This is a genomic window from Nostoc sp. DSM 114159, assembly GCF_053470285.1.
In genome coordinates, this window is record NZ_JBPFEH010000001.1 from 73,892 (window position 1) to 94,159 (window position 20,268).

Here is a 20,268-nt window from a genome sequence, read left to right on the forward strand (position 1 = left end):
TTATTCTCCAGTCTTCTTTATTGCATTTGGAGAATCGTAATTTTCGGGTTAATTCTGAAGTTGGCATTTGCAGATATAGATTACAGATAACTCATAATTGGTGAATTAAATAGTTATACAGATTGGAGAATCACAATTTTTTAGTAAATCATAAATGACGATGTTAAGTCGATTATGGACTATGAAAGAAGCTATAAATGAGCGGGGAAAGACCTATGGACTAATAGCGATCGCCTTTGCGATCGTGATAATACTAGAATATTTGACACCCCCAGAGTACGTATTTGGCTACCTCTACACGGGAACGATTTTGTTAGCAGATTCTCGATTGAATCGGAGAGCAGTTTTGGGGATCACTCTAGCAGCAACAGGATTAACATTATTGAATTTGTTTGTTCCCGGAGGAGAAATGATTAATTCTCCAACGTTGGCAAATAGGCTGATTGCAGTGTTGGCGTTGATGGTAACAGGTTGGTTAAGCGATCGCAACCACCGCAATGAAGAAGCGATCGCTTATACCCAAGCACAATTACGCTCCCAAGAACAACTAGCTATCATGCGTGAAGATTTTGTTTCTACCCTAACGCATGATTTGAAAACACCTTTATTAGGAGCAATTGAAACGCTGAAATATTTTCAAAATGAGCAATTCGGTGAAATCACGCCCATGCAAGCAAAAGTATTACAAACAATGGCTCGTAGTCATCAGAGTACATTGCAATTAGTCCAAACACTTTTAGATGTGTACCGCAATGATGCCGAAGGGCTGAAACTACAGATATCACCAGTTAACTTGGTGACAGTAGCGGAAGAAATCGTTGCTACCCTAACAGAACTAGCGAAAACACGCCAGGTTTATATTTCTCTGCACTATGGCGAATCAGATTTTCGCAGCTTTCTCTGGGTAAATGGCGATTCTTTGCAACTTGGGCGAGTCTTCAGCAATCTCCTGAGTAATGGCATTAACCATACCCCTCGTGGCGGTAAAGTGGAAGTAGTATTTGAAGGTTATTCTAGCGATCAAGTGGTAAAAATACTCGATACTGGTTCCGGGATTACCGAAAAAGAGTTACCTCACTTATTTGAGAGATTTTATCAAGGAAATAGCGATCGCCACGTCTCCGGTTCTGGGCTAGGACTTTATTTGACTAGGCAAATTATTACTGCTCATGGGGGTACAATTTGGGCAGAGAATCGCTCACCACGCGGCGCATTGTTTGCTTTCCGACTCCCAGCTTGTCCGCCACCGGGGAGATGAGAAATCAATTCAAAATTCAAAATTCAAAATTCAAAATTCAAAATTCATGCATTAAAAAACTTCTGCCTCCTGCCTCCTCTTTCCCAATGCCCAATGCCCAATGCCCAATGCCCAATGCCCAATGCCCAATTACCAATGACAAAAATCTTACTAGTTGAAGATGATGAATTATTTCGCCTTGGTTTGCGGATGCGGTTGCAACAAGAAACCAGTTTGGAGATTGTCGCAGAAGCGGAAGATGGGGAACAAGCTGTAGAATTCGCCAATCACTATCCTCTAGATTTGGTCTTGCTGGATATAGGTTTACCAGGAATTGGCGGGATTGAGGCTTGTCGCCAAATCAAGCAGAAGCACCCAAATTTACCAGTTCTCGTTTTAACGTCTCGTTCTGAAAAACCACTGATTTCGCGGTTAATTGCCGCCGGGGCGCAAGGTTACTGTCTTAAAGGTATTCCGGCTGAGTCTTTGATATTAGCAGTGCGATCGGTTGCTGCGGGCGCTTCTTGGTGGGATCAAACGGCAACAACTGAAATTAGAGCCGCTTTTGAGGGCAATTCGATGGCGGTGCAGTCTGCAAAAACTGAGGAATCTCTAGAAAATCCTTTAACGAAGCGGGAGCAAGAAATTTTGGCACTGGTAGCAGCTGGCAAAAGCAATCAAGAAATTGCTGAAATTCTCTACATTGCCCCTGGTACTGTGCGGGTTCATGTCCATGCTATTTTACAAAAACTAGAAGTACGCGATCGCACTCAAGCCGCAGTCTTAGCTATTCAAAAAGGATTGGTAGCACCAGAATTGTTGATTAATTAGATTTATTGGTCATTTGTCATTGGTCATTTGTCATTGGTCATTGGTCACTTGTACTGAGCGTAGTCGTTGGCGCAGCCTCTCGTAGAGAAGTATTGGTCATTTGTCATTTGTCATTTGTCAGGAATTATTATTCTCTTCTGCTCCCCTGCTCCCCTGCTTCCCCTGCTCCTCTGCTTCTCTGCTCTCCATCTCCCTAATCCCCAGTCCCAATCCCTTTTCGGATTTTGAAAATTGCGATGAGATATCAGGCTGCTCTATGGGAATTTCGATCGCAAACTCTGCTCCTTTGCCCACAGATGAGTTACAGCTTATATTTCCTCGGTGTTTTTGGACGATAATCTGATAGCTAATAGATAATCCTAGTCCACTACCTTTGCCCACAGGTTTTGTGGTAAAAAATGGATCGAATAAACGCGATCGCAACGACTCTTCAATACCAAGACCATTATCAGCGATCGCAATTTTGACTACGTTCAAGTCTGTCACCTCTGTATGAATCCAAATTTGGGGAGGAGAAGATTGATTCCCTATTCCCCATGCTTCATTCCCCATTGCTTCATCTGGAAATTGATTTTCTGCTCTCCACTTTCCGTTCTCTACTCCCTCTTCTATTGCATCAATCGCATTATTCAACAAATGCATAAATACTTGATTGAGTTCACTCGCATAACAAGTGACTAGGGGCAAGTTACCATAATCTTTCACTACAACAATTGCCGGACGATTGGCTGTTTCTCTGAGCCGATGTTGTAACATCACTAAAGTGTTTTCGATGTCTTCATGGATATTGACCCGTTTCATCTCTGCTTCATCATGCCGAGAAAAATGTTGTAGCGCCAGTACAATTTCCTGAATGCGATCGGAGCCTCTATACATTGCACCTATCAGATTTTGCAGATCCTTAATGATAAAATTCAAGTCTATATCTCTGGCTATCTGCTGAATTTTTGGTGTGGGTTTGGGATATTCTTGCTGATAAACCTCAATTATCTTCACTAGGTCTTCTACATATTGGTCAGCATATTGGAGATTTCCATAAATAAAACTGATCGGGTTATTAATCTCATGAGCCAGTCCAGCTACTAACTGTCCCAGCGCCACCATCTTTTCGTTCTGAATTTGTTGAACTTGAGAGGCTTTCAAGTCGTCAAGAGCTTGTTGGAGTAAAAAGTTTTGTTCTTGCAGTTTAACTTGGAGCAAGCGTAAATTAATCTGATTTTCAATTCGCAACACCACTTCTGCACCATGAAAAGGTTTGGCAATATAATCTACACCACCAACATCAAATGCCTTTACCTTATCGACAACATCATCCAGAGCGCTAATAAAAATTACTGGGACTTCACTAGTTTTATGGTCAGCTTTTAGTTGTTGACAAACTTGGTAGCCATCCATACCTGGCATATTGATATCCAGCAAAATCACATCGGGCAAAACCATTTGACATGCTGTCAGTGCCATTTTACCGTTTAAGGCTTTGCGAACTTCAAAACCTTGTGCAGTCAACATCGCTGATAAAAGCCGCAGATTATCTGGGGTATCATCGACCACCAAAATATTTCTTTTCTGATGGTTAGTTTGATTAAAATGCATTATCGATCAAAGTTACGCGTATAATTATTAAGGATAGTAAATCCTTCTTTGAAATCACCCTAAAATTTGTTGACCGATTTCACCGAAATACTTATATTTATAGTTTAACTCTCACGTGGCTGGAGAGTTTTGCAGATTATCGAAGCTATTAGCCACTTATCACCTTTGGCAACATGATGAATTGTTGTCATGATTGTAATAAATAGCACTCACAGATTATCTAGCCAAGGATCGAAAATGAAATTTTTTCCAGGTGCTACTTGATAGCTACCATTGAGGTGCTGAAGCGAGCAACTCAACAGCCAGTCGTTGTTCTATGGGTTTAGAAAATAAATATCCTTGGGCAAAATTACAGTTTAAACTTCTCAATTGGGCTAACTGTTCTTGTGTTTCGACACCTTCAGCGATCGCACTCATCCCCATTGAGTTCGCAATGCCAATCATTGCTGGTACTAACCCCATATTCTCTTTGTTATCCTGCATCCGCTTGACGAAAGATTTATCAATTTTAAGTGCATTTAAAGGAAAGCTGTGCAGATAACTTAAAGAGGAATATCCTGTACCAAAGTCATCCATAATTAACTTAATTTTTCGCTGCTTTAGTTGTTCCAGAATTATTTTTATCGCATCAGTATTCTCCATAATTACACTTTCAGTAATTTCTAATTCTAAGTATGCGGGATTTATTTGATTTTCATAAATTATTCGGTCAATTTGTTCTAGAAAATTCGGCTGCAAAAATAATCTTGCACTCAAATTGACGCTCATAGTTAGAGGTTCTGGTGTGACTGGATTATGTTGCCAGATGCTTAATTGATGACAAGCTGACTGTAATACCCAAGTATTGATCGCATTAATTAAACCCGTTTCTTCGGCTACAGGAATAAATTCTATGGGAGAAACCAAACCACGAATCGGATGTTGCCAGCGCACCAAGGCTTCAAATCCAGAAATTCTGCCTGTAACCAGGGAAATAATTGGCTGATAATAAACGAGGAATTCTCGCCTTTCCACAGCCCTCCGCAAGTCATTTTCTAACTCTAAAAGCTGAATCGCTTCCTGATGCATTGCTGGATTAAAAACGTGATAGTTGGCCCTTCCTTGAGCCTTAGCCCGATACATTGCTGTATCAGCATCTCGCAGCAAATACTCTGGGCGATCGTAATCTTTATTGCCCCAACTAATGCCAATACTGGCATTCATAAATACTTCATATCTTGACAGTTGAAAAGCAAGTGATAACTGTTGCAAAATCCTTTCGGCAACTTGGATTGCTATATTGATATCTGGGATATTTTCTAGGAGAATTCCAAACTCGTCCCCGCCCAATCGTGCTAAAGTATCAACAGGTATAATACATGTTTGTAAGCGGTGAGCAATGGCTATCAGCAATTCATCTCCTACCAGATGACCAAGAGAATCATTAACAACTTTGAAGCGATCGCAGTCCAAAAAAAGTACTGCAAACTGATAACTAGATTCTTGCTTGGCGCGATTTAGAGCATTTTCTAGTCGCCTAATAAACAAAACTCGGTTTGATAATCCAGTCAGGGAATCATGCAGTGCTATATCTAGCAGTTGACTTTGCAATTTCTGGCGGGAATCGATTTCTTGTTGAAGTTTTTGGAGAGTTTTTTCTAGCTCTCCAGTCCGTTGTTTTACCCGATCTTCTAGTTCAACATTTAATTTCAAGATTTCTAATCGCGCCGATCTCAATGCTAGTTGATTTTGCACGCGCACTAAAACTTCTTGAAACTCAAAAGGTTTGGTGATATAGTCTACACCACCGACTTTAAAGGCTTTAACTTTGTCAAAAACATCATCTAAAGCGCTAATAAAAATTACTGGAATATCGGCTGTTAGATCCCAAGCTTTAAAGGTCTGGCAAATTTCATACCCATCTACTTCTGGCATCATGATATCGAGTAGAATCAAATCAGGTAATAATGTTTGAGTTGCTGTCAGTGCCATTTGCCAGTTCAAAGCTTTACGAACGTTATACCCTTCCCTTGTCAATATGGAGGATAAAACCCGGAGGTTATCCGCCATATCATCAACGATCAAAATATCTTTTTTATTAGGGTCTAAATGCTCGTAATTCATTCTAAGTTTGTTGTAGTCAATTCCATGATTTTCTCAAACTGGTAGTTATTTGCTAAATCCCTGAGAACTTGGAAAACTTGAGCATTATCTGATGGAATTTGTTTGAGTAACTCTAAAATCAGTTCATCGCTACAGCTGGCTGCGGCATAGTGAACCTGTTGGAGCCACTCAGGTGGCATTTGTGATAATTGACCCAGGAGTTCGGCAACACTTACAAAAATCTGTGTAGCTCGATCGACAACTACTGTGTTTGTGGTTTCTACTTGATTGGTATATTTTAAACCCAGATGTTTGCTTAGTTTTTCCAATAATACTTCCTGTTTGAATGGCTTGCGAATAAAATCATCACAGCCAATGGACAAAATTTTCTGGCGTTCTTCCTCAAAGGCGCTAGCAGTTAGGGCAATAATGATTGTATTTGTATTGCAGCGATCTGGCATTGTTCTAGAGGAGTCGTAAGGGGGAGCCAAGGCTGTTGGCATCCGCGATCGCCAAGTGGACGCACCAGAAGCATCATTTTCTATAACACCAGTTGTTTCGGGTGTAGAAGATTTGCATACAACTTTCAGAACCTCACCCTCGCCGGAATCGGTTAACTCCTCAGCAAGGTACTGACTCCCCGATGACACCAGTTGTTTTAATTTTGGGAACTTCCGCGACGTATTGGCTGTCCCATGCCCGATTTCTCTAGCTTTAATAATTCTTGTGGCTTCGTAACCGTCCATAACTGGCATTCGCATATCCATAAAGATCAAGTGTGGTTGCCAAGATTCCCAATTAGCGATCGCTTCACTACCATCTGTAGCTTCATTAACTTCAAAGCCAAGAGATGTGAGAATTTTAACTAGCAATATACGACTTTCTTTGGAATCGTCAACTACTAGGATACGGTATACTTTTTCACTAGGTGCTAAAACTCTAATTTGTGATTTTATTTGGGCGATCGGGATTTCTCTGGGGCAAGTTAGAGCAATCTGAACATCAAAGGCAAATGTACTACCGACACCAGGCATCGTGCTGACAGTAATATCTCCTCCCATCAGTTGCACGTATTTACGGCTAATCGCTAAACCCAGTCCCGTCCCTTGTTGAAATTTTCTGCCGATTTCAGTTTGCTCAAAAGCCTCAAACAGCAAGTCAAGTTCTTGTGGGGCAATACCACAGCCAGTATCTTGTACCTCAAAGCACAGAAGAGAAGGATAAGAAAGATTTTGCTCCCCCTGCTCCCCTGCTCCCCTGCTCCCCTGCTCCCCTGCTCCTAGTCTCACCCGTAGCGTCACACTCCCTTTCTCGGTAAATTTAATCGCATTTCCCAAGAGGTTGAGCAATACTTGACACAGTTTATTTTCGTCAGTTTCTATGTATTTAGGAATATCTGGCGCATATTCAAACAGTAATTCTAAATTTTTAGATGCAGCACGCAAGTGCAACATCTCTTCTAAGTTCTTCAACAAATGAATTAAGTCAAAGCTGCTGGAATTTAAAGTGATTTTGCCAGCTTCGATTTTAGACATTTCGAGAATGTCATTAATTAATTTGAGTAGATGTTCGCCAGCACGATTAATTATTGCCAAGTTTTCTTGATGTTCGCTAGATAGCGAATAATCTCGACTCATGACTTGGGTAAAACCAAGAATGGCATTGAGTGGGGTACGCAGTTCGTGGCTCATGTTAGCCAGGAATTCGCTTTTGGCAAGGTTGGCGGCAGCACTTCGCGCCGCTTCCCGAACGGCTGCTTGTTGTTCCTGTGCAGCGATTTTTTGCGATTGAATTAGTTCTTCTTGGGTGGTTTGCAGTTGCTGAATAACTTGCTGGAACTCTTCAGTTCGTTTTTTTACTTGAGCCTCTAAGGTGCGATTATATTCTGCTAATAACTTTTCTGTTTGTTTGCGTTGGGTGATATCAAAAAATGTGGCGATCGCAAAAGCCACATTCCCTGATTCATCATAAATTGGCTTTCCTAAAACCTCAATGTGAGTAATCTTCCCACAATAGCGAATTTCCATATCATCAACCCTGATGCTTTCCCCAAGCAATGCTCTCAAAATCGGCAAGCGATCGCTGGGATAAAGTCGATCTGTCCCGGCAAGGTAAGCTTGATATATCTCTGATAATTCTTCGACTTTAACTTCTGCGATCGCTCCTTGACCGAGAATTTGCTGCCCAATCTGATTTGTATAATAAGGTTCACCTTCAGCATTGATGATAAATACACCGACTGGTATGGCTTCTAAAAATTGAGTTAGCTGATTCTGATTATGAGATAGCGCCTCATTTAAAACTTGCATCTGGGCATTCTTTGCTTCTAAAGCGCTAAAGGATGCTTGGAGTTGCTTTGCCATAGTTTCAAATGATTTAGCTAGTTCTCCCAGTTCATCGGAACGCTGAATATCTGGTGTTTCCTCCCATTCACCTTCAGCAATTTTCTTTGCCGATCTGTTTAATTGTGAAATCGGTTTAATTATCCAACGAGCAGTCAAAATCCCAATTCTTGTAGCCACTAAAAAAGCAACTATACACAGCAAAATAGTGATGCGGGTGTTGGCATTAATTTGCTCCATAAATTCGCCTTCGGGAATCACCGCCACGATTAGCCAATCTAAACCCAGTTCGTCCCTCCAGCTTTTTACCTGTACAAAATAACGCATTCCATTGGCAGTAAAACTTAGCTGTTGCTTCCCCACAACCAACTTCAGACTACCAAAGCGTTCGATCAAAGACTGTGTAGTGAGTTTAATTAAAGGATTTTGACTATCTAATGCTGATAGACGTTTTCCTTTACCATTAACGATCGTATATGGTGACTCGCTAGTAGAAGAAGCCACTATGAAACCAGAACGCTCTAAAATAAAAGTTTTACCCGACTCTTTGATTTTTAACTTAGTTAAAAACTTGCTAATTTGTGATAAGAGCAAATCAACACTAATCACTCCAACAAATTTACGATTTTTATCGTAAACAGGATAGCTGGAAGATATCGATAAAACTTCTGGTTTATCTTCCCATTGATAAATTTGACTCCAAACTCGTTTGCCTATCTTGACTGGATCTGTATACCAAGCTTCTAAGCGAGGATCGTAATTTTTGACTTGCTGTAAATGGCGGCGATTTCCTTGCTTGTCTGTAGGATAAACATAGAGTTTGCCTGTACCACGCTTGGCGCTAACTTCATTAATTAAGAGCTGGCCATTATCTAGACGCTCAACACCAATAAACTCACCTTTGGGATTGGCAAAGCTGTTGTAGCCAACATTGAAAACCTGCATTTGTTTCCAAAAGTAATTGCCGGTGGTTTGAAAGTCCGAAAGGTTGAGCAAACCTAGCTCAATTGCATCTAAGTTGATTTGATTAATTTGCTTTGGGGTTGTTAAATAGTTATCGAGATGCTGTTCAATGCGATCGCAGATTTCATTTTCTAATTGAGTAGCAAGCTCCCTTACCGCTTTTTGCCCGTTTTGATACGAAAGATAGCCCACAAGTCCCACCGCACCACAAATTTGCAAGATAAAAGGCACAATCAGAACATATCTCAGGGGCATCTTGGCATAAACTTTGCCAACTAAGCGATTAAATGATTTGACGGGCTGAAGTTTGGATAACATTTTAGTTTTATTCTTCCCCAGCATCTACTAGGTGCATTTTGCCGTGCTAGCTACATTCTATATAAGTATAATTACGGCAGACATGGCTCTTTATGAAAATTTTATATTTTTAGTATAAAATAGTACGAAATATTTATAATTGTTTGACTGGCTAACTTCCTCCAACGTCTAATTTTCAAACTTTGCACAGGAGTTGTCCACTATAGAAATTGCCTACGTGGGTAGGCGATCGCACTTAAATTTGCTCAGTTTTATCTGGCAATATTTCCACAAATTTTCTCAGATGAACTGAAATTTAACCAATAAGCTCCAGTATGCCATTCTAAAATTCAGGTCGCCATTAGCACCAATCCTAAATTTAATTTTTAATTGTTGATGTATTGATTTTCTGGTCTGGAAACCCCTGGACTTGTACAAGAACTTATATTTAATTACAGCAATTTTAGAATTGTTATGCAAATACACAGCATAAACAAAAAAAATCCAAGAAAATTTACTTTGTATTTTTTATTTTGACAACATGTTAACTTTGTTATACATTTATGTCAACTTCATCACCAATTTGTAAAATTTTTTCGGCTGATGATGGGGAGAGTTGAGTATTAATACTCAATCGATAAAAGTGATTAAAAGGCGATGAAGCAACCCAATTTGGCAAAGTTGCTTGTCGCTGGGTTGTAAAGATTTTTTGAAAATTTGGGTAAACTTTCCCTAAGTAAGAATCGCGTGTTGGGACTATACAACGCTGACATGGGTTAACCCCAAAAAAGTCTACATCTCCCACTCGAAAAGAGACTAAATCACCTTGTTCGCTAAATAGCCGATCTTCCCAAAATGCTGGTACACCACCAATCTCGATGTTGGCACGCATCCGACGGCGCATTTCATCTACACTTAAACCAGGAAACCAAGAAGCTACTTCTGCCAATGTGGCCGTACTAATTACTGTTGGGCCAAGTGAGTGTGTATCGTCAGGAAAACCCATTAAAGAGTTTTGTCTCAATGTGACAGCAAACTCAAAATAATCACTTAAAGTTGCTTCTAATGCTTGCCGTTCCTCATCCAGGTGAAAAATTTGTTGTAAGTTGCGATCGGGAATTTGCAACGAGATAGTTCTATTTAAGAGTGCAAAATGTGCCCTTATTAAATGGATTTTAGCATGACGCTTACCATTGACAAATCTACCTTGTTCGTCAAAAAGGGCAAACTCGCGGTCATACTCTAGTGCGCCACTGGCAAGAACTCTAGCGTTCTCAACTTCAACACCATCCAGTGATTTAACTGGATACAGTAAAATCTTAGCTAGGTAAGGCGTCACGTCGCTTCGCTCCGAATTCAAAATTTCAAAACTTGTACTGAACTTGTCGAAGTATTCAAAATCAAAACATTTTAGACACCCATAAATAAATTTAGTTGCTTTGTATCATCAGTCGTTTTCGGTCATAGCAATATTTCGATTTGAGATTTGGCGAAAAGTCGCAGTATCTTGCAAAGAGCGAACTGAATTTTTCAAGACGGATTTTGGATTTTAGATTGGTGATTTAGTAGTCCCCAATCTAAAATCTAAAATTCTTTTGTTAATCAGCTATTTGAGCAATATTGTTTGTTAATTTATGGATATATTGGCGATTTATCGATTCCGCCAACATGATTTAAAGGCCAGAAGCGAACTACAGCACGTCCAATGATATTCTGGCGAGGGACAACACCCCAGCAACGGCTGTCATAACTACTGTTACGATTATCACCCAGTACTAAATATGAATCGGCTGGTATAGTCTGGGGTTTGGCCAAAAAAGGTGGCTGTGGTCCTGATTGGCAAACATCAATAACTGTAGTCTGCCCAGAACTGAGGTAATTAGATTCTGGGAGAGGTTTGTCGTTGATATAGACTTTGCCATCCTTAAGTTGTATTTTCTCTCCAGGTAAGCCAATTATACGTTTAATAAAAGCATCTTGATATTGTTCTTTTTGTAGCTCTTTAGTAGGTGAAAATACTACTATATCTCCCCGCTGTGGGTCAGCAAATTTATACTTCAACTTATCGACAATAATTTTGTCTGCCTCCCACTGGTTTGGCGTACCATGCAGAGTCGGTTCCATTGAGCCAGAAGGAATCCAGCGTGCTTCAGCAACAAAGGTACGAATTCCTAGAGCTAGAACGATGCTCAATACAATTGTTCTACCTAGCTCTGCGATCCAAGAATTATCGGGTTGTTGACTAGAGTTGTTATCAGACACTTGATTATGCATGAAATTACTTAATTTAACGAAAGATGTAGGTAATTAACTCACCTAGTGAAACTTTATCTGTTAATCTTAACGGGAAAATTTTAATTTCCTAGTTATGTTTGCATCTTGACTACCAATTTTAGATTGTGGATTGGGAAGGAGGAAGGAGGCAGGGGGCAGTGTTTCGACTACGCTCAACAACCACGCAGGGGGTAGAAGGTTTGAATTTAGGTAAGGCTTTTATATAAGACGCTCTCGCGTTCAACCTTATCTAATTGCAGTCCACCAAATCGGAGATTTTGTGGGGGACTTAAACTCCTGCTGCCTCTGTTGTTAAAAATAAACTTTTTTTTAAGGCGCGGCAAAAATTGGTTACTCCGATCGCGAATAAGTTTAACCTAAAAGCATGGTTCTCTGTAATACATAGCTCGCTGTCCAAACTTGGTTATCCCTATGTCATCTCCAAAAATGTTACTGATTCGCCGCGCTCGCATAATCTTACCCGATGGTGAACTGATGGTTGGGGATGTGTTGACGCGCGATCGCCAAATAGTCGCAGTTGCGCCAGAAATCTCCCAAACAGCACTAGTCACTGAAATTGACGCAGAAGGCTTAACTTTGTTGCCAGGAGTTATCGATCCGCAGGTGCATTTCCGAGAACCTGGACTAGAACACAAGGAAGATTTATTCACTGCCAGTTGTGCCTGTGCTAAAGGGGGAGTCACTTCTTTTTTAGAAATGCCCAATACGCGCCCCCTAACTACGACACAACAGGCTTTAGACGACAAGCTAGAACGGGCCTCACACAAATCCTTAGTTAATTATGGCTTTTTTATTGGGGCAACAGCAGAGAATTTACCAGATTTGCTTTTAGCAAAGCCAACACCGGGAATTAAGATTTTCATGGGGTCGATGCATGGTCAGTTGTTGGTTGATGGCGAAACAGCATTGGAGGCGATATTTGCCAAAGGCGATCGCTTAATTGCCGTTCATGCCGAAGACCAAGCTAGAATCAACCAACGCCGCCAAGAATTTGCCAATATTCACGATCCAGCCGTTCACTCGCAAATTCAAGATAATCAAGCGGCATTGCTGGCAACCCAACTAGCATTAAAACTTTCTCAAAAATATCAACGTCGTCTGCATATTCTCCACATGTCAACTGCCGAAGAAGCAGATTTGCTGCGTCAGGAGAAACCGAGTTGGGTGACAGCAGAGGTGACACCACAGCATTTGTTATTAAATACTAGTGCCTATGAAACAATTGGCACATTAGCACAGATGAATCCACCTTTGCGATCGCCCCACGATAACGAAGTTCTCTGGCAAGCTTTGCGCGATGGTGTGATTGATTTCATTGCGACAGATCACGCACCGCACACCTTAGAAGAAAAAGCTCAAGAATATCCCAATAGTCCTTCAGGAATGCCTGGGGTGGAAACTTCCCTGGCTTTGATGTTAACTGCGGCAATGGAGGGCAAGTGTACTGTGGCTCAAGTTGTAAACTGGATGTCTAAAGCTGTAGCTGTGGCTTATGGTATTCCGAATAAGGGAGCGATCGCCCCTGGTTATGATGCCGATTTAGTGCTTGTAGATTTAAACACATACCGCCCAGTACAGCGCGAGGAACTTTTAACCAAATGCCATTGGAGTCCTTTTGAAGGCTGGAACCTAACCGGCTGGGCTAAAACCACCATTGTCGGCGGTGAAATAGTTTATGACAAAGGCCAGGTAAATACGCAAGTGCGGGGTCAAGCTTTAACTTTCTTGTAGCAAATATTCATTTAACTTGACAGCAACTACATAAGATATATTCCTCCCCACCCTTCACGCCAGATTGCGCGGGTGGGATATTTTTTGACCTCACAACGTAGAACTTTGCTATCTCTAAGTGTTTCAAGTTAAATATCACAAAGACACGATAAATCGCCGTCAAGACGAAAGATTGACTATTGTAGAGACGGCGATTCATCGCGTCTCTTTCACATTAAGGCGATTCATCGCGTCTCTTTCACGTTAAGGCGATTCATCGCGTCTCTTTCACGTTAAGGCGATTCATCGCGTCTCTTTCACGTTAAGTTAACACCAATGCTACGCGTACCCCCTCTACGCAAAAGCCAGCTATAGGTAGTGTCTCGTAGAGAAGGCACTTCGTTAAAAAGAAACTTAGGTATTCTTCCAGTCGGATAAATCGAATAAGTCGGATAAGAGTAAACAAGCTAATGGAATCGGATTGTGATTCATCTCATGATGCTTGTCCACAGAAATAATCAAAGAGAATTGCTATGTCCTTCAAAATTTTGGCTTTAGACGGTGGCGGTATTCGTGGAATAGTTGCAGCACGAATACTTCAACAAGTAGAACAAGAAATTAGAAATCAGGGAAAAGGAGAGTTTTTACACGAGTATTTTGACATGGTTGCTGGTACTTCTACTGGTTCGATATTAGCAGGAGGAATTGCTATTGGAAAGCAGAGTGATGAACTCATTAAAATGTATAAAAATAGAGGTAAAGATATATTTCCTCTGGAGATAAAAGAGCGCTACAAAAATTTTCCGTCCATCATCAAATCAATTATTGAGGTATTTTCTCCATCTAAATATTCTCATGATGGAATTACTAGTGTCCTCAAAGATGCCTATAAATCCACAAGAATCAAGGATATCGAAAAACCTATTCTTTTGATTCTTGCTTACGATACGCTATATCGCAACACAACCTTTTTTACAAATTGTCATCCCGATTTAGGAGACAGATGGTACGATGACTGTTATTTATGGGAAATATGTACCGCTTCTGCCTCAGCACCTACTTTTTTTCCACCATATAAATTAGAACCTGTAGATAAACAAAAATTTGGTGACTGGGAATTCCCACACATTGATGGAGGAGTTTCTGCTAATAACCCTGCTCTTGCAGCTTTGAGTTTAGCGATGAGGATTAGCCAGTCTTCAGTATCTCCAGAAATCAAGCAACAATATAAACTAGATAATTTGCGATTAGAAGATATTTCTATCCTTTCTATTGGCACAGGTCAAACTGGCGAGCCATATCAATATAAGCAAATCAGCAAATGGAGAGGCTTAGACTGGATCAAAAATCTTACTAACATCTTCATGGAACCTACATCTGAGATTGATAGTACGATTTGCCGACAAATTATGGGTGGATATGAGTCTAAACGTTACTTACGTCTTCAGTTTGACTTAAATGAGACATTTAAACCCAAACCAAAAGAGACTTATAAAGATCCTCGCATTGTCTTACCTCCAGAAGAACGGAAAAATAAATTTACTGGAGAAAAAGTTAGTCCAGAAATAGATAATACTAATTCCGAGATTCTTCAGCAGTTAATAGATACTACCTCTGCATTCATCGATCAAGGTCTTACGTATTACACCAGAGACGATTCCGGTTCTCCGATCAAAAAGGCGATCGCGTCTTTTATTAAAGATAACTAGCCATCTGTGTCATTATTTACAAGTGTCTACAATTGGTTGGGGTTTGGATACCCATCCAATTGATTTTTATATGTCGTTCAAGACTTTTTCTGGTTGGTTCCATCAGCTTAGATAATCAAGGAGCGATGCCCTTCTCTACGAGACGCTCCGCGTAGCTTGCTTCTCCGAAGGAGTACGACAGGCTCAGAGTAAGACCTACGGCGGTAAACTACGCACGTAAGCTCTAGCAATAACTGCCTTATTTGATAAATTATAGAAATTGTATTTAATTTACTAATTAAACTTTGCATTTCTGATAAAGTTTAGTCAAGTCAAGCTTTACCTCTTCTTTGTACTACTACTATCACATCGTAATAACACCTAAGTTTTCTAATTAATAATTAATGAGGAGAAGATATAAAAATCTTTTAGCAACAAAATAGAATGTGTCATCCAATACATTTTTCTCAGCCCTGTTTTGTGTTGTTGCCGCAGTATTTACCGAATGTTTTCCATGAGAACTGAGGCAGAGAAAATAATATGTTTTTAGACATTTTAGCTAGCCTGCAACGGTTATTTGTTGGTTATATTCCAGCAGTTGTATTGGGTGGTTTCATTGGATATTTAATCGGGATAAATAGCATGGTTTATCAGCTATTTCGGCTGATATTTCAGATACCACATAGTATCCCTCCTATAGCTTTGCTACCTATTGCCCTCATTGCGTTTCAAGAGAGCGACTCGGCTGCTATTGTAGTAGTTTTTCTGGGAACTCTTTGGACGATGATTATTAACACAGCAATAGGGATGCGGCATTTCAAGAGACAGAATAATAACTTTCGAGTAGCTATTTTTCATATATTTCATGCTTTGAAAGTTAGCATTTGGGTAGCCTGGTTTATCGTTATTGCCACAGAAATGTTAACAGGCCCAAGAGGACTTGGCTTTACCCTCTGGGATGCTTATAAAGCTGGCAATACTGATTACATAATCCAGGAAATCTTATACATCGGCATCATTGGCTTTTTGCTGGATCAGTTATTGGATTTTGCAGCCTATATTCTCTCGCAAATGGTTTCAGATGGGAAAAAATCTTCTTAAAGTTTATCTAGGCTTGCGGATTGCACCCTGCCAGCTAATAGTTTGCTTGGCAGAACGTATTCCTAAAGAACGAGTTGCTACGACTTCAATATCAACGTTGACACCAGGGCGTAAAGCGTCGTCAGGAATTTTAAGCTTGCCCAAAGCTAGAGTAAAACGGTTGTAGTCACGAGTCACAAGTTCTGTGGGAATATCCCCTTCAAATTCAGTTTTGTAGCCAGAAAAACCGTGCGAACTATCTTGGGCCCGGAATTTGACGCGAAATTGAGTATTAATAGCATCAGACTTGGCTGCCAAATCGACTATTTTTAAGTTGAGGTTTTGTCCGGCATCGGCAAACTCTGCCACAGCTAACCGAGTGACATCTTTTTTGGGAATGGCATGGTTAACGGTAAATGTTGTTAAGTTAGCCTCACTTTTGCTGTTACCTTCAACCCATAATTCCTCAGAAAAAGTAATTTCTACTTGTTTGTTATCAGTTAAATTTAATGTTACGGCTTGATTGCCAAAGCTGGTAATAGGTTGTCTTTCTTGCCAAACTATTTGAAAAGCTTCTTCTAGACGCTGTTCAAACTCTCGGTAATCATCGGCGATCGCAGAACCAGGTGCAAGTAGAGAAGCTGCGCCTGTGCGTTGATTCCACTTATTCTTGGAGAGGTGGAACTGTTTATTTACCAGTTCCGACATTGCTAGCTGCACAGTTGGAGTATCAGCTGCCAAAGGTTCCTTGCTATTAACAATACTTAAAATTCCTAAGCGCCCTTGGCTACCATCGCTACCATCGCTGCCATCTCGCCCATCGCTACCATCGCTACATCGATAAACCTTTTCAGTACACTTGTAATCAGGGCTACCAGGAGTTCCCTGGCAGGTTTTTACTTCCCATCTTCGTCTGTGACAGTTACAGCCTTCCGTACCCCTACCACCTCTACCGCCGCGCCCACCTTCTCCACCAGTTGCCCGCACAGAAAGATTCCGTAAGTCTGCCAAATTGCTGTAATACACTGTCAGGGAACCACCATTTCCCCCATCTCCTCCTTTGCCACCATTACCACCGTTACCACCATCTGGTGCGTTTATATCATGGCTGACGCGATCGCCGCGTTGGGAACCACAGTTAGGTTGATAACCATCTTCCCCGTCTTCCCCGTCTTCACCATCTTTGCCCGACAAGTCAAGATTTACAGGTGAACCATTGACAAAAATATTTTGGTTTTCACCGCTGCTACCATTTCTACCCGATCGCCCATCGGTTCCGGCACGTCCATCTCTGCCATAATTTCTAGCTGCTTTATAGTATTCTTCAGAGGCAAGGGCTGGACATAAAACTGAGCCAGAGGCAGGCAAAAAGCTAGTAAATAAGCAGAATGTCAGCAGTAGTGGCAGTTTACTCCTAAAACCATTGTGCATCTATTTACACCTAAAACTTTAGTTGAATTATCTACTGCTGACGCTGACTTTCAACAATTTGCTCCCTCTTGTCCAGTGACTTTACACTCACGATGCACCTTAAATTCTGAGTTACCAGAGGTACGGTAACAGCCTGTATCGAACTTTTTCGGTGTAAGCGTCGTAGTCCTTGAGTTCTTGCTTCAAAAATTGTTCTTCAAAGGCAATCCGCACAACTAGTAAACTAATGGGAACGATCGCTAGCAATGCCGCAGCGTAAGACTCCAGCCACAGAGACATCCCAATCATGTCCAGAGTTACCCCTGCATACATCGGATGCCGTACAATGCTATAGACTCCCGTATCGATGACCGTTTGTTGCCTATCTACCTGATGCTTCACCACAGGGATCGCGAATGTATTAGCTTTGAAGGAAGCAGAGATAATCCACCAACCTGCAATAAAAAAGATCAATCCCACAGCCGAAGCGATCGCTCCTGGCTTCACCAGCAGCTGAAATCGAAACACATCTAAAGGAATGAAGGCAACCAAACCGAGGAACGCGATCAGCAACAAACTGGTGATAATCTTGTCGGTAAGTGGTTGTTCCTTTTGGATAGGAGGCTTGAACCGTTCATCGAGCAAGTCTTGATTCTCTCGGAAAACACCAATCATCGTGGCGATCGTCGCAATTTCGACAACGCCGAGGAATAACCAAGCACGCCACCAGTCGAATGTTCCTGCTGGCAAGAATAGTAAACCACCAAAGATAGCAATGTTCCAAACAATTGCGATCAGTACCTTTAAAATAAACATCTCTGATTTACCTAATGGCTAGGCTTTTACTTTCTATTTTTAGCAATTGGATTTGCGATCGCTACAGTCACCTACAAGTGATTCTAGCAATGCCCGAACTAGTGGGCTATCTCCTTTATTTGTGAGGTTAACTTGCAAGTGCTATCTAAAATAATCACCAACTTGAACTTTCTTACAAGTGATTAGAATGAGCAACCTTTCGTTTTGTTGTTTCAACCAGCACAGAAATTACTAGCGAACTGAAGCCAATTATTTTGAGCAAGGCATTGACTGCATATGTATACTCCCATTGGTTACGATATCGCGTCCAGTTTGACGGGACGGGATTAGTCAGCCACGTTGCAAATTCCGCGTTCATGGGGGCTACAAATATTACCCAACTCACAAGAGCCAGCACTAAAAAAATCGCTCCTCCTAACGTCCAATAAAATGTTGAGCCACGTTTACGGACGAGGAACGCCAACACAATTGCCGCTAGAACTGAGCCAACTTCAAATGCGGCACCAACTGAGCCAAAATACCGATAAACATTTTCAAAAACGGTTACTTTTACCCAGAGTTGTTGGTCAAATTGTATTCTTCGCGGTAGTTCTAGCAAATGAGCCATAGACAAGCCTAGACTGAAGGAAGCCAGCATCATTGTGATAAATCGCCACAATTGTATAAGTGTCATTTGGCTTTGCCTCACAGCAGTTGCTACCATATTTCACCATATAATATGCAGATGAAACTCTATACACCTATCAGGTTTTGGATTTTGAACTCAGAATTGGGGAAAGGGGAAAAGGTTAAAGGGGAAAGGTTAAAGCTTTTTTCTTTGCCTTTTCCCAAAACCCGACAAGTATTGAAACCACATCTGTTGTAGAAGCGCAAGGTCTTGCGCCCCTACTGTATGGTCTTTTACCTGAAAATAGCTGTAACTATCTCAAAGCGATCGCCCATAAGAGTAACTAGCAACTTGGGTTAAAATCGGCCATTTTAAAGCAAGATAGTAAATGTCCAAGTGTGACACACTTATGAAAAAGGATTAGCTTCTGTTACCACTTCTGGCAGTGGAATAAACTCTGTTTCATTTGGCACGCTAGCAAAACGAGAGTTGCGCCAATCAGCTTTCGCTTGCTCTATTCGCTCTGGTCGGCTAGAGACAAAATTCCACCATTTGTAGCGTGTACCTAACGGCTCACCGCCAATAACAATACATCGAGCAGCAGTTGTAGCAGAAACTTCAACCCGATCGCCTGGCTCTAGAATAGCGAAACGATATTGCTCTATCGGTTCATCATTAATCCTCAATCCTTCCGTGACGCTGTATACTGCCCTTTGTGAATAATCTGTAGGGATAGTGAAGTGGGTGTTAGCAGACAACACTGCATCTAAATAGAGAATAGGTGAGAGAACTTTTACAGGTGAGGTATAGCCAAATGCTTGCCCAGCAATAAGTTTGATGATAACGCCATTCTCTTCCCAGGTGGGAAGGATTTCAGCCGGATAGTGAATGAACGTTGGCTCGGTTTCTTCGTGTTCAACAGGTAAAGCAACCCAGGTTTGAATGCCATGAATAGTAGCTTCTTGCTGACGGTCAAAGTCAGGTGAGCGTTCTGAATGGACAATCCCCTTTCCCGCTGTCATCCAATTAACTGCACCTGGTTGGATTTCCTGTACAGTACCCAAACTATCGCGATGCATCAAAGCACCATCAAATAAATAAGTTACCGTTGCCAGATTAATATGAGGATGTGGTCGGACATCAATGCCTTGATTGGGGGGCATAACGGATGGGCCAAGATGATCGAAAAAGATAAACGGCCCAACCGTTTGGCGATTAGGATATGGCAAACTGCGGCGGGCAGAAAAACCACCCAGATTTTTAACTTCAGGTTCAATCAGTTGAAGAATTGCCATAAATCATCGCAGGTGATTAGTA

General features: G+C 41.2%; 14 protein-coding genes. 5 read left to right on the top strand and 9 right to left on the bottom strand.

Going from position 1 to position 20,268, the window contains the following annotated elements; all coding sequences use genetic code 11:
* Positions 1 to 154 precede the first annotated feature (154 nt).
* The gene (locus tag ACR5KR_RS00250) at positions 155 to 1,258 is read left to right on the top strand and encodes a sensor histidine kinase (RefSeq protein WP_448265018.1); all 1,104 of its coding nucleotides are present in this window, start codon (positions 155 to 157) and stop codon (positions 1,256 to 1,258) included.
* Between the two features lie 135 nt (positions 1,259 to 1,393).
* Entirely contained in the window at positions 1,394 to 2,068 is a 675-nt protein-coding gene (locus tag ACR5KR_RS00255) for a response regulator (RefSeq protein WP_448265019.1), read from the top strand.
* Between the two features lie 117 nt (positions 2,069 to 2,185).
* Here the strand turns inward: ACR5KR_RS00255 and ACR5KR_RS00260 are convergent, their stop codons facing one another.
* The 5 genes from ACR5KR_RS00260 to lepB all read right to left on the bottom strand — a co-directional run bounded on the left by ACR5KR_RS00260 (position 2,186) and on the right by lepB (position 11,619).
* Positions 2,186 to 3,661 carry a hybrid sensor histidine kinase/response regulator gene (locus tag ACR5KR_RS00260; protein ID WP_448265021.1) on the bottom strand — a complete coding sequence of 492 codons (1,476 nt, stop codon included), beginning with the start codon at positions 3,659 to 3,661 and terminating at the stop codon, positions 2,186 to 2,188.
* Between the two features lie 267 nt (positions 3,662 to 3,928).
* Positions 3,929 to 5,764 (bottom strand): GGDEF/EAL domain-containing response regulator, encoded by a 1,836-nt coding sequence (locus ACR5KR_RS00265; protein WP_445628273.1) that lies wholly within the window; start codon positions 5,762 to 5,764, stop codon positions 3,929 to 3,931.
* Positions 5,761 to 9,366: an ATP-binding protein gene (locus ACR5KR_RS00270; RefSeq protein ID WP_448265023.1), complete on the bottom strand. Its 3,606-nt coding sequence runs from the start codon at positions 9,364 to 9,366 to the stop codon at positions 5,761 to 5,763. The genes ACR5KR_RS00265 and ACR5KR_RS00270 overlap by 4 nt, the downstream gene beginning before the upstream one ends.
* Positions 9,367 to 9,898: 532 nt before the next feature.
* The gene (locus ACR5KR_RS00275) at positions 9,899 to 10,684 is read right to left on the bottom strand and encodes an MOSC domain-containing protein (RefSeq protein ID WP_445628271.1); all 786 of its coding nucleotides are present in this window, start codon (positions 10,682 to 10,684) and stop codon (positions 9,899 to 9,901) included.
* Between the two features lie 293 nt (positions 10,685 to 10,977).
* The gene (gene lepB / locus ACR5KR_RS00280; RefSeq protein ID WP_445628270.1) at positions 10,978 to 11,619 is read right to left on the bottom strand and encodes a signal peptidase I; all 642 of its coding nucleotides are present in this window, start codon (positions 11,617 to 11,619) and stop codon (positions 10,978 to 10,980) included.
* 432 nt (positions 11,620 to 12,051) lie between these two features.
* On the opposite strand from lepB, the gene ACR5KR_RS00285 reads away from it, so the two are divergent.
* From ACR5KR_RS00285 to ACR5KR_RS00295, 3 genes are all read left to right on the top strand, one after another.
* Positions 12,052 to 13,371 carry a dihydroorotase gene (locus ACR5KR_RS00285; protein WP_448265024.1) on the top strand — a complete coding sequence of 440 codons (1,320 nt, stop codon included), beginning with the start codon at positions 12,052 to 12,054 and terminating at the stop codon, positions 13,369 to 13,371.
* Between the two features lie 512 nt (positions 13,372 to 13,883).
* Positions 13,884 to 15,059, top strand: a complete 1,176-nt coding sequence (locus ACR5KR_RS00290; RefSeq protein ID WP_448265025.1) for a patatin-like phospholipase family protein — start codon at positions 13,884 to 13,886, stop codon at positions 15,057 to 15,059.
* A 519-nt stretch (positions 15,060 to 15,578) separates the two neighbouring features.
* Entirely contained in the window at positions 15,579 to 16,139 is a 561-nt protein-coding gene (locus ACR5KR_RS00295; RefSeq protein WP_448265026.1) for a nitrate transporter, read from the top strand.
* A gap of 3 nt (positions 16,140 to 16,142) precedes the next feature.
* On the opposite strand, the gene ACR5KR_RS00300 is transcribed toward ACR5KR_RS00295, so the two are convergent.
* The 4 genes from ACR5KR_RS00300 to ACR5KR_RS00315 form a co-directional block, all read right to left on the bottom strand.
* The gene (locus tag ACR5KR_RS00300) at positions 16,143 to 17,549 is read right to left on the bottom strand and encodes a collagen-like protein (RefSeq protein WP_445628267.1); all 1,407 of its coding nucleotides are present in this window, start codon (positions 17,547 to 17,549) and stop codon (positions 16,143 to 16,145) included.
* 111 nt (positions 17,550 to 17,660) lie between these two features.
* On the bottom strand, positions 17,661 to 18,344 hold the full coding sequence (locus ACR5KR_RS00305) for a methyltransferase family protein (protein ID WP_445628266.1): 684 nt from the start codon (positions 18,342 to 18,344) through the stop codon (positions 17,661 to 17,663).
* 172 nt (positions 18,345 to 18,516) lie between these two features.
* Complete coding sequence (locus tag ACR5KR_RS00310; protein WP_448265027.1) at positions 18,517 to 19,017, bottom strand: hypothetical protein; 501 nt, start codon at positions 19,015 to 19,017, stop codon at positions 18,517 to 18,519.
* A gap of 341 nt (positions 19,018 to 19,358) precedes the next feature.
* On the bottom strand, positions 19,359 to 20,246 hold the full coding sequence (locus ACR5KR_RS00315) for a pirin family protein (RefSeq protein WP_448265028.1): 888 nt from the start codon (positions 20,244 to 20,246) through the stop codon (positions 19,359 to 19,361).
* Positions 20,247 to 20,268: the final 22 nt, after the last annotated feature.

Excerpts from the sequence above, each read along its gene's own strand:
- ACR5KR_RS00255 (WP_448265019.1), top strand. The coding sequence starts at position 1,394 with ATGACAAAAATCTTACTAGTTGAAGATGATGAATTATTTCGCCTTGGT.
- ACR5KR_RS00300 (WP_445628267.1), bottom strand. The coding sequence starts at position 17,549 with ATGCACAATGGTTTTAGGAGTAAACTGCCACTACTGCTGACATTCTGC.
- ACR5KR_RS00315 (WP_448265028.1), bottom strand. The coding sequence starts at position 20,246 with ATGGCAATTCTTCAACTGATTGAACCTGAAGTTAAAAATCTGGGTGGT.
- ACR5KR_RS00310 (WP_448265027.1), bottom strand. The coding sequence starts at position 19,017 with ATGACACTTATACAATTGTGGCGATTTATCACAATGATGCTGGCTTCC.
- ACR5KR_RS00270 (WP_448265023.1), bottom strand. The coding sequence starts at position 9,366 with ATGTTATCCAAACTTCAGCCCGTCAAATCATTTAATCGCTTAGTTGGC.
- ACR5KR_RS00305 (WP_445628266.1), bottom strand. The coding sequence starts at position 18,344 with ATGTTTATTTTAAAGGTACTGATCGCAATTGTTTGGAACATTGCTATC.
- ACR5KR_RS00285 (WP_448265024.1), top strand. The coding sequence starts at position 12,052 with ATGTCATCTCCAAAAATGTTACTGATTCGCCGCGCTCGCATAATCTTA.
- lepB (WP_445628270.1), bottom strand. The coding sequence starts at position 11,619 with ATGCATAATCAAGTGTCTGATAACAACTCTAGTCAACAACCCGATAAT.
- ACR5KR_RS00290 (WP_448265025.1), top strand. The coding sequence starts at position 13,884 with ATGTCCTTCAAAATTTTGGCTTTAGACGGTGGCGGTATTCGTGGAATA.
- ACR5KR_RS00250 (WP_448265018.1), top strand. The coding sequence starts at position 155 with ATGACGATGTTAAGTCGATTATGGACTATGAAAGAAGCTATAAATGAG.
- ACR5KR_RS00260 (WP_448265021.1), bottom strand. The coding sequence starts at position 3,661 with ATGCATTTTAATCAAACTAACCATCAGAAAAGAAATATTTTGGTGGTC.
- ACR5KR_RS00265 (WP_445628273.1), bottom strand. The coding sequence starts at position 5,764 with ATGAATTACGAGCATTTAGACCCTAATAAAAAAGATATTTTGATCGTT.
- ACR5KR_RS00295 (WP_448265026.1), top strand. The coding sequence starts at position 15,579 with ATGTTTTTAGACATTTTAGCTAGCCTGCAACGGTTATTTGTTGGTTAT.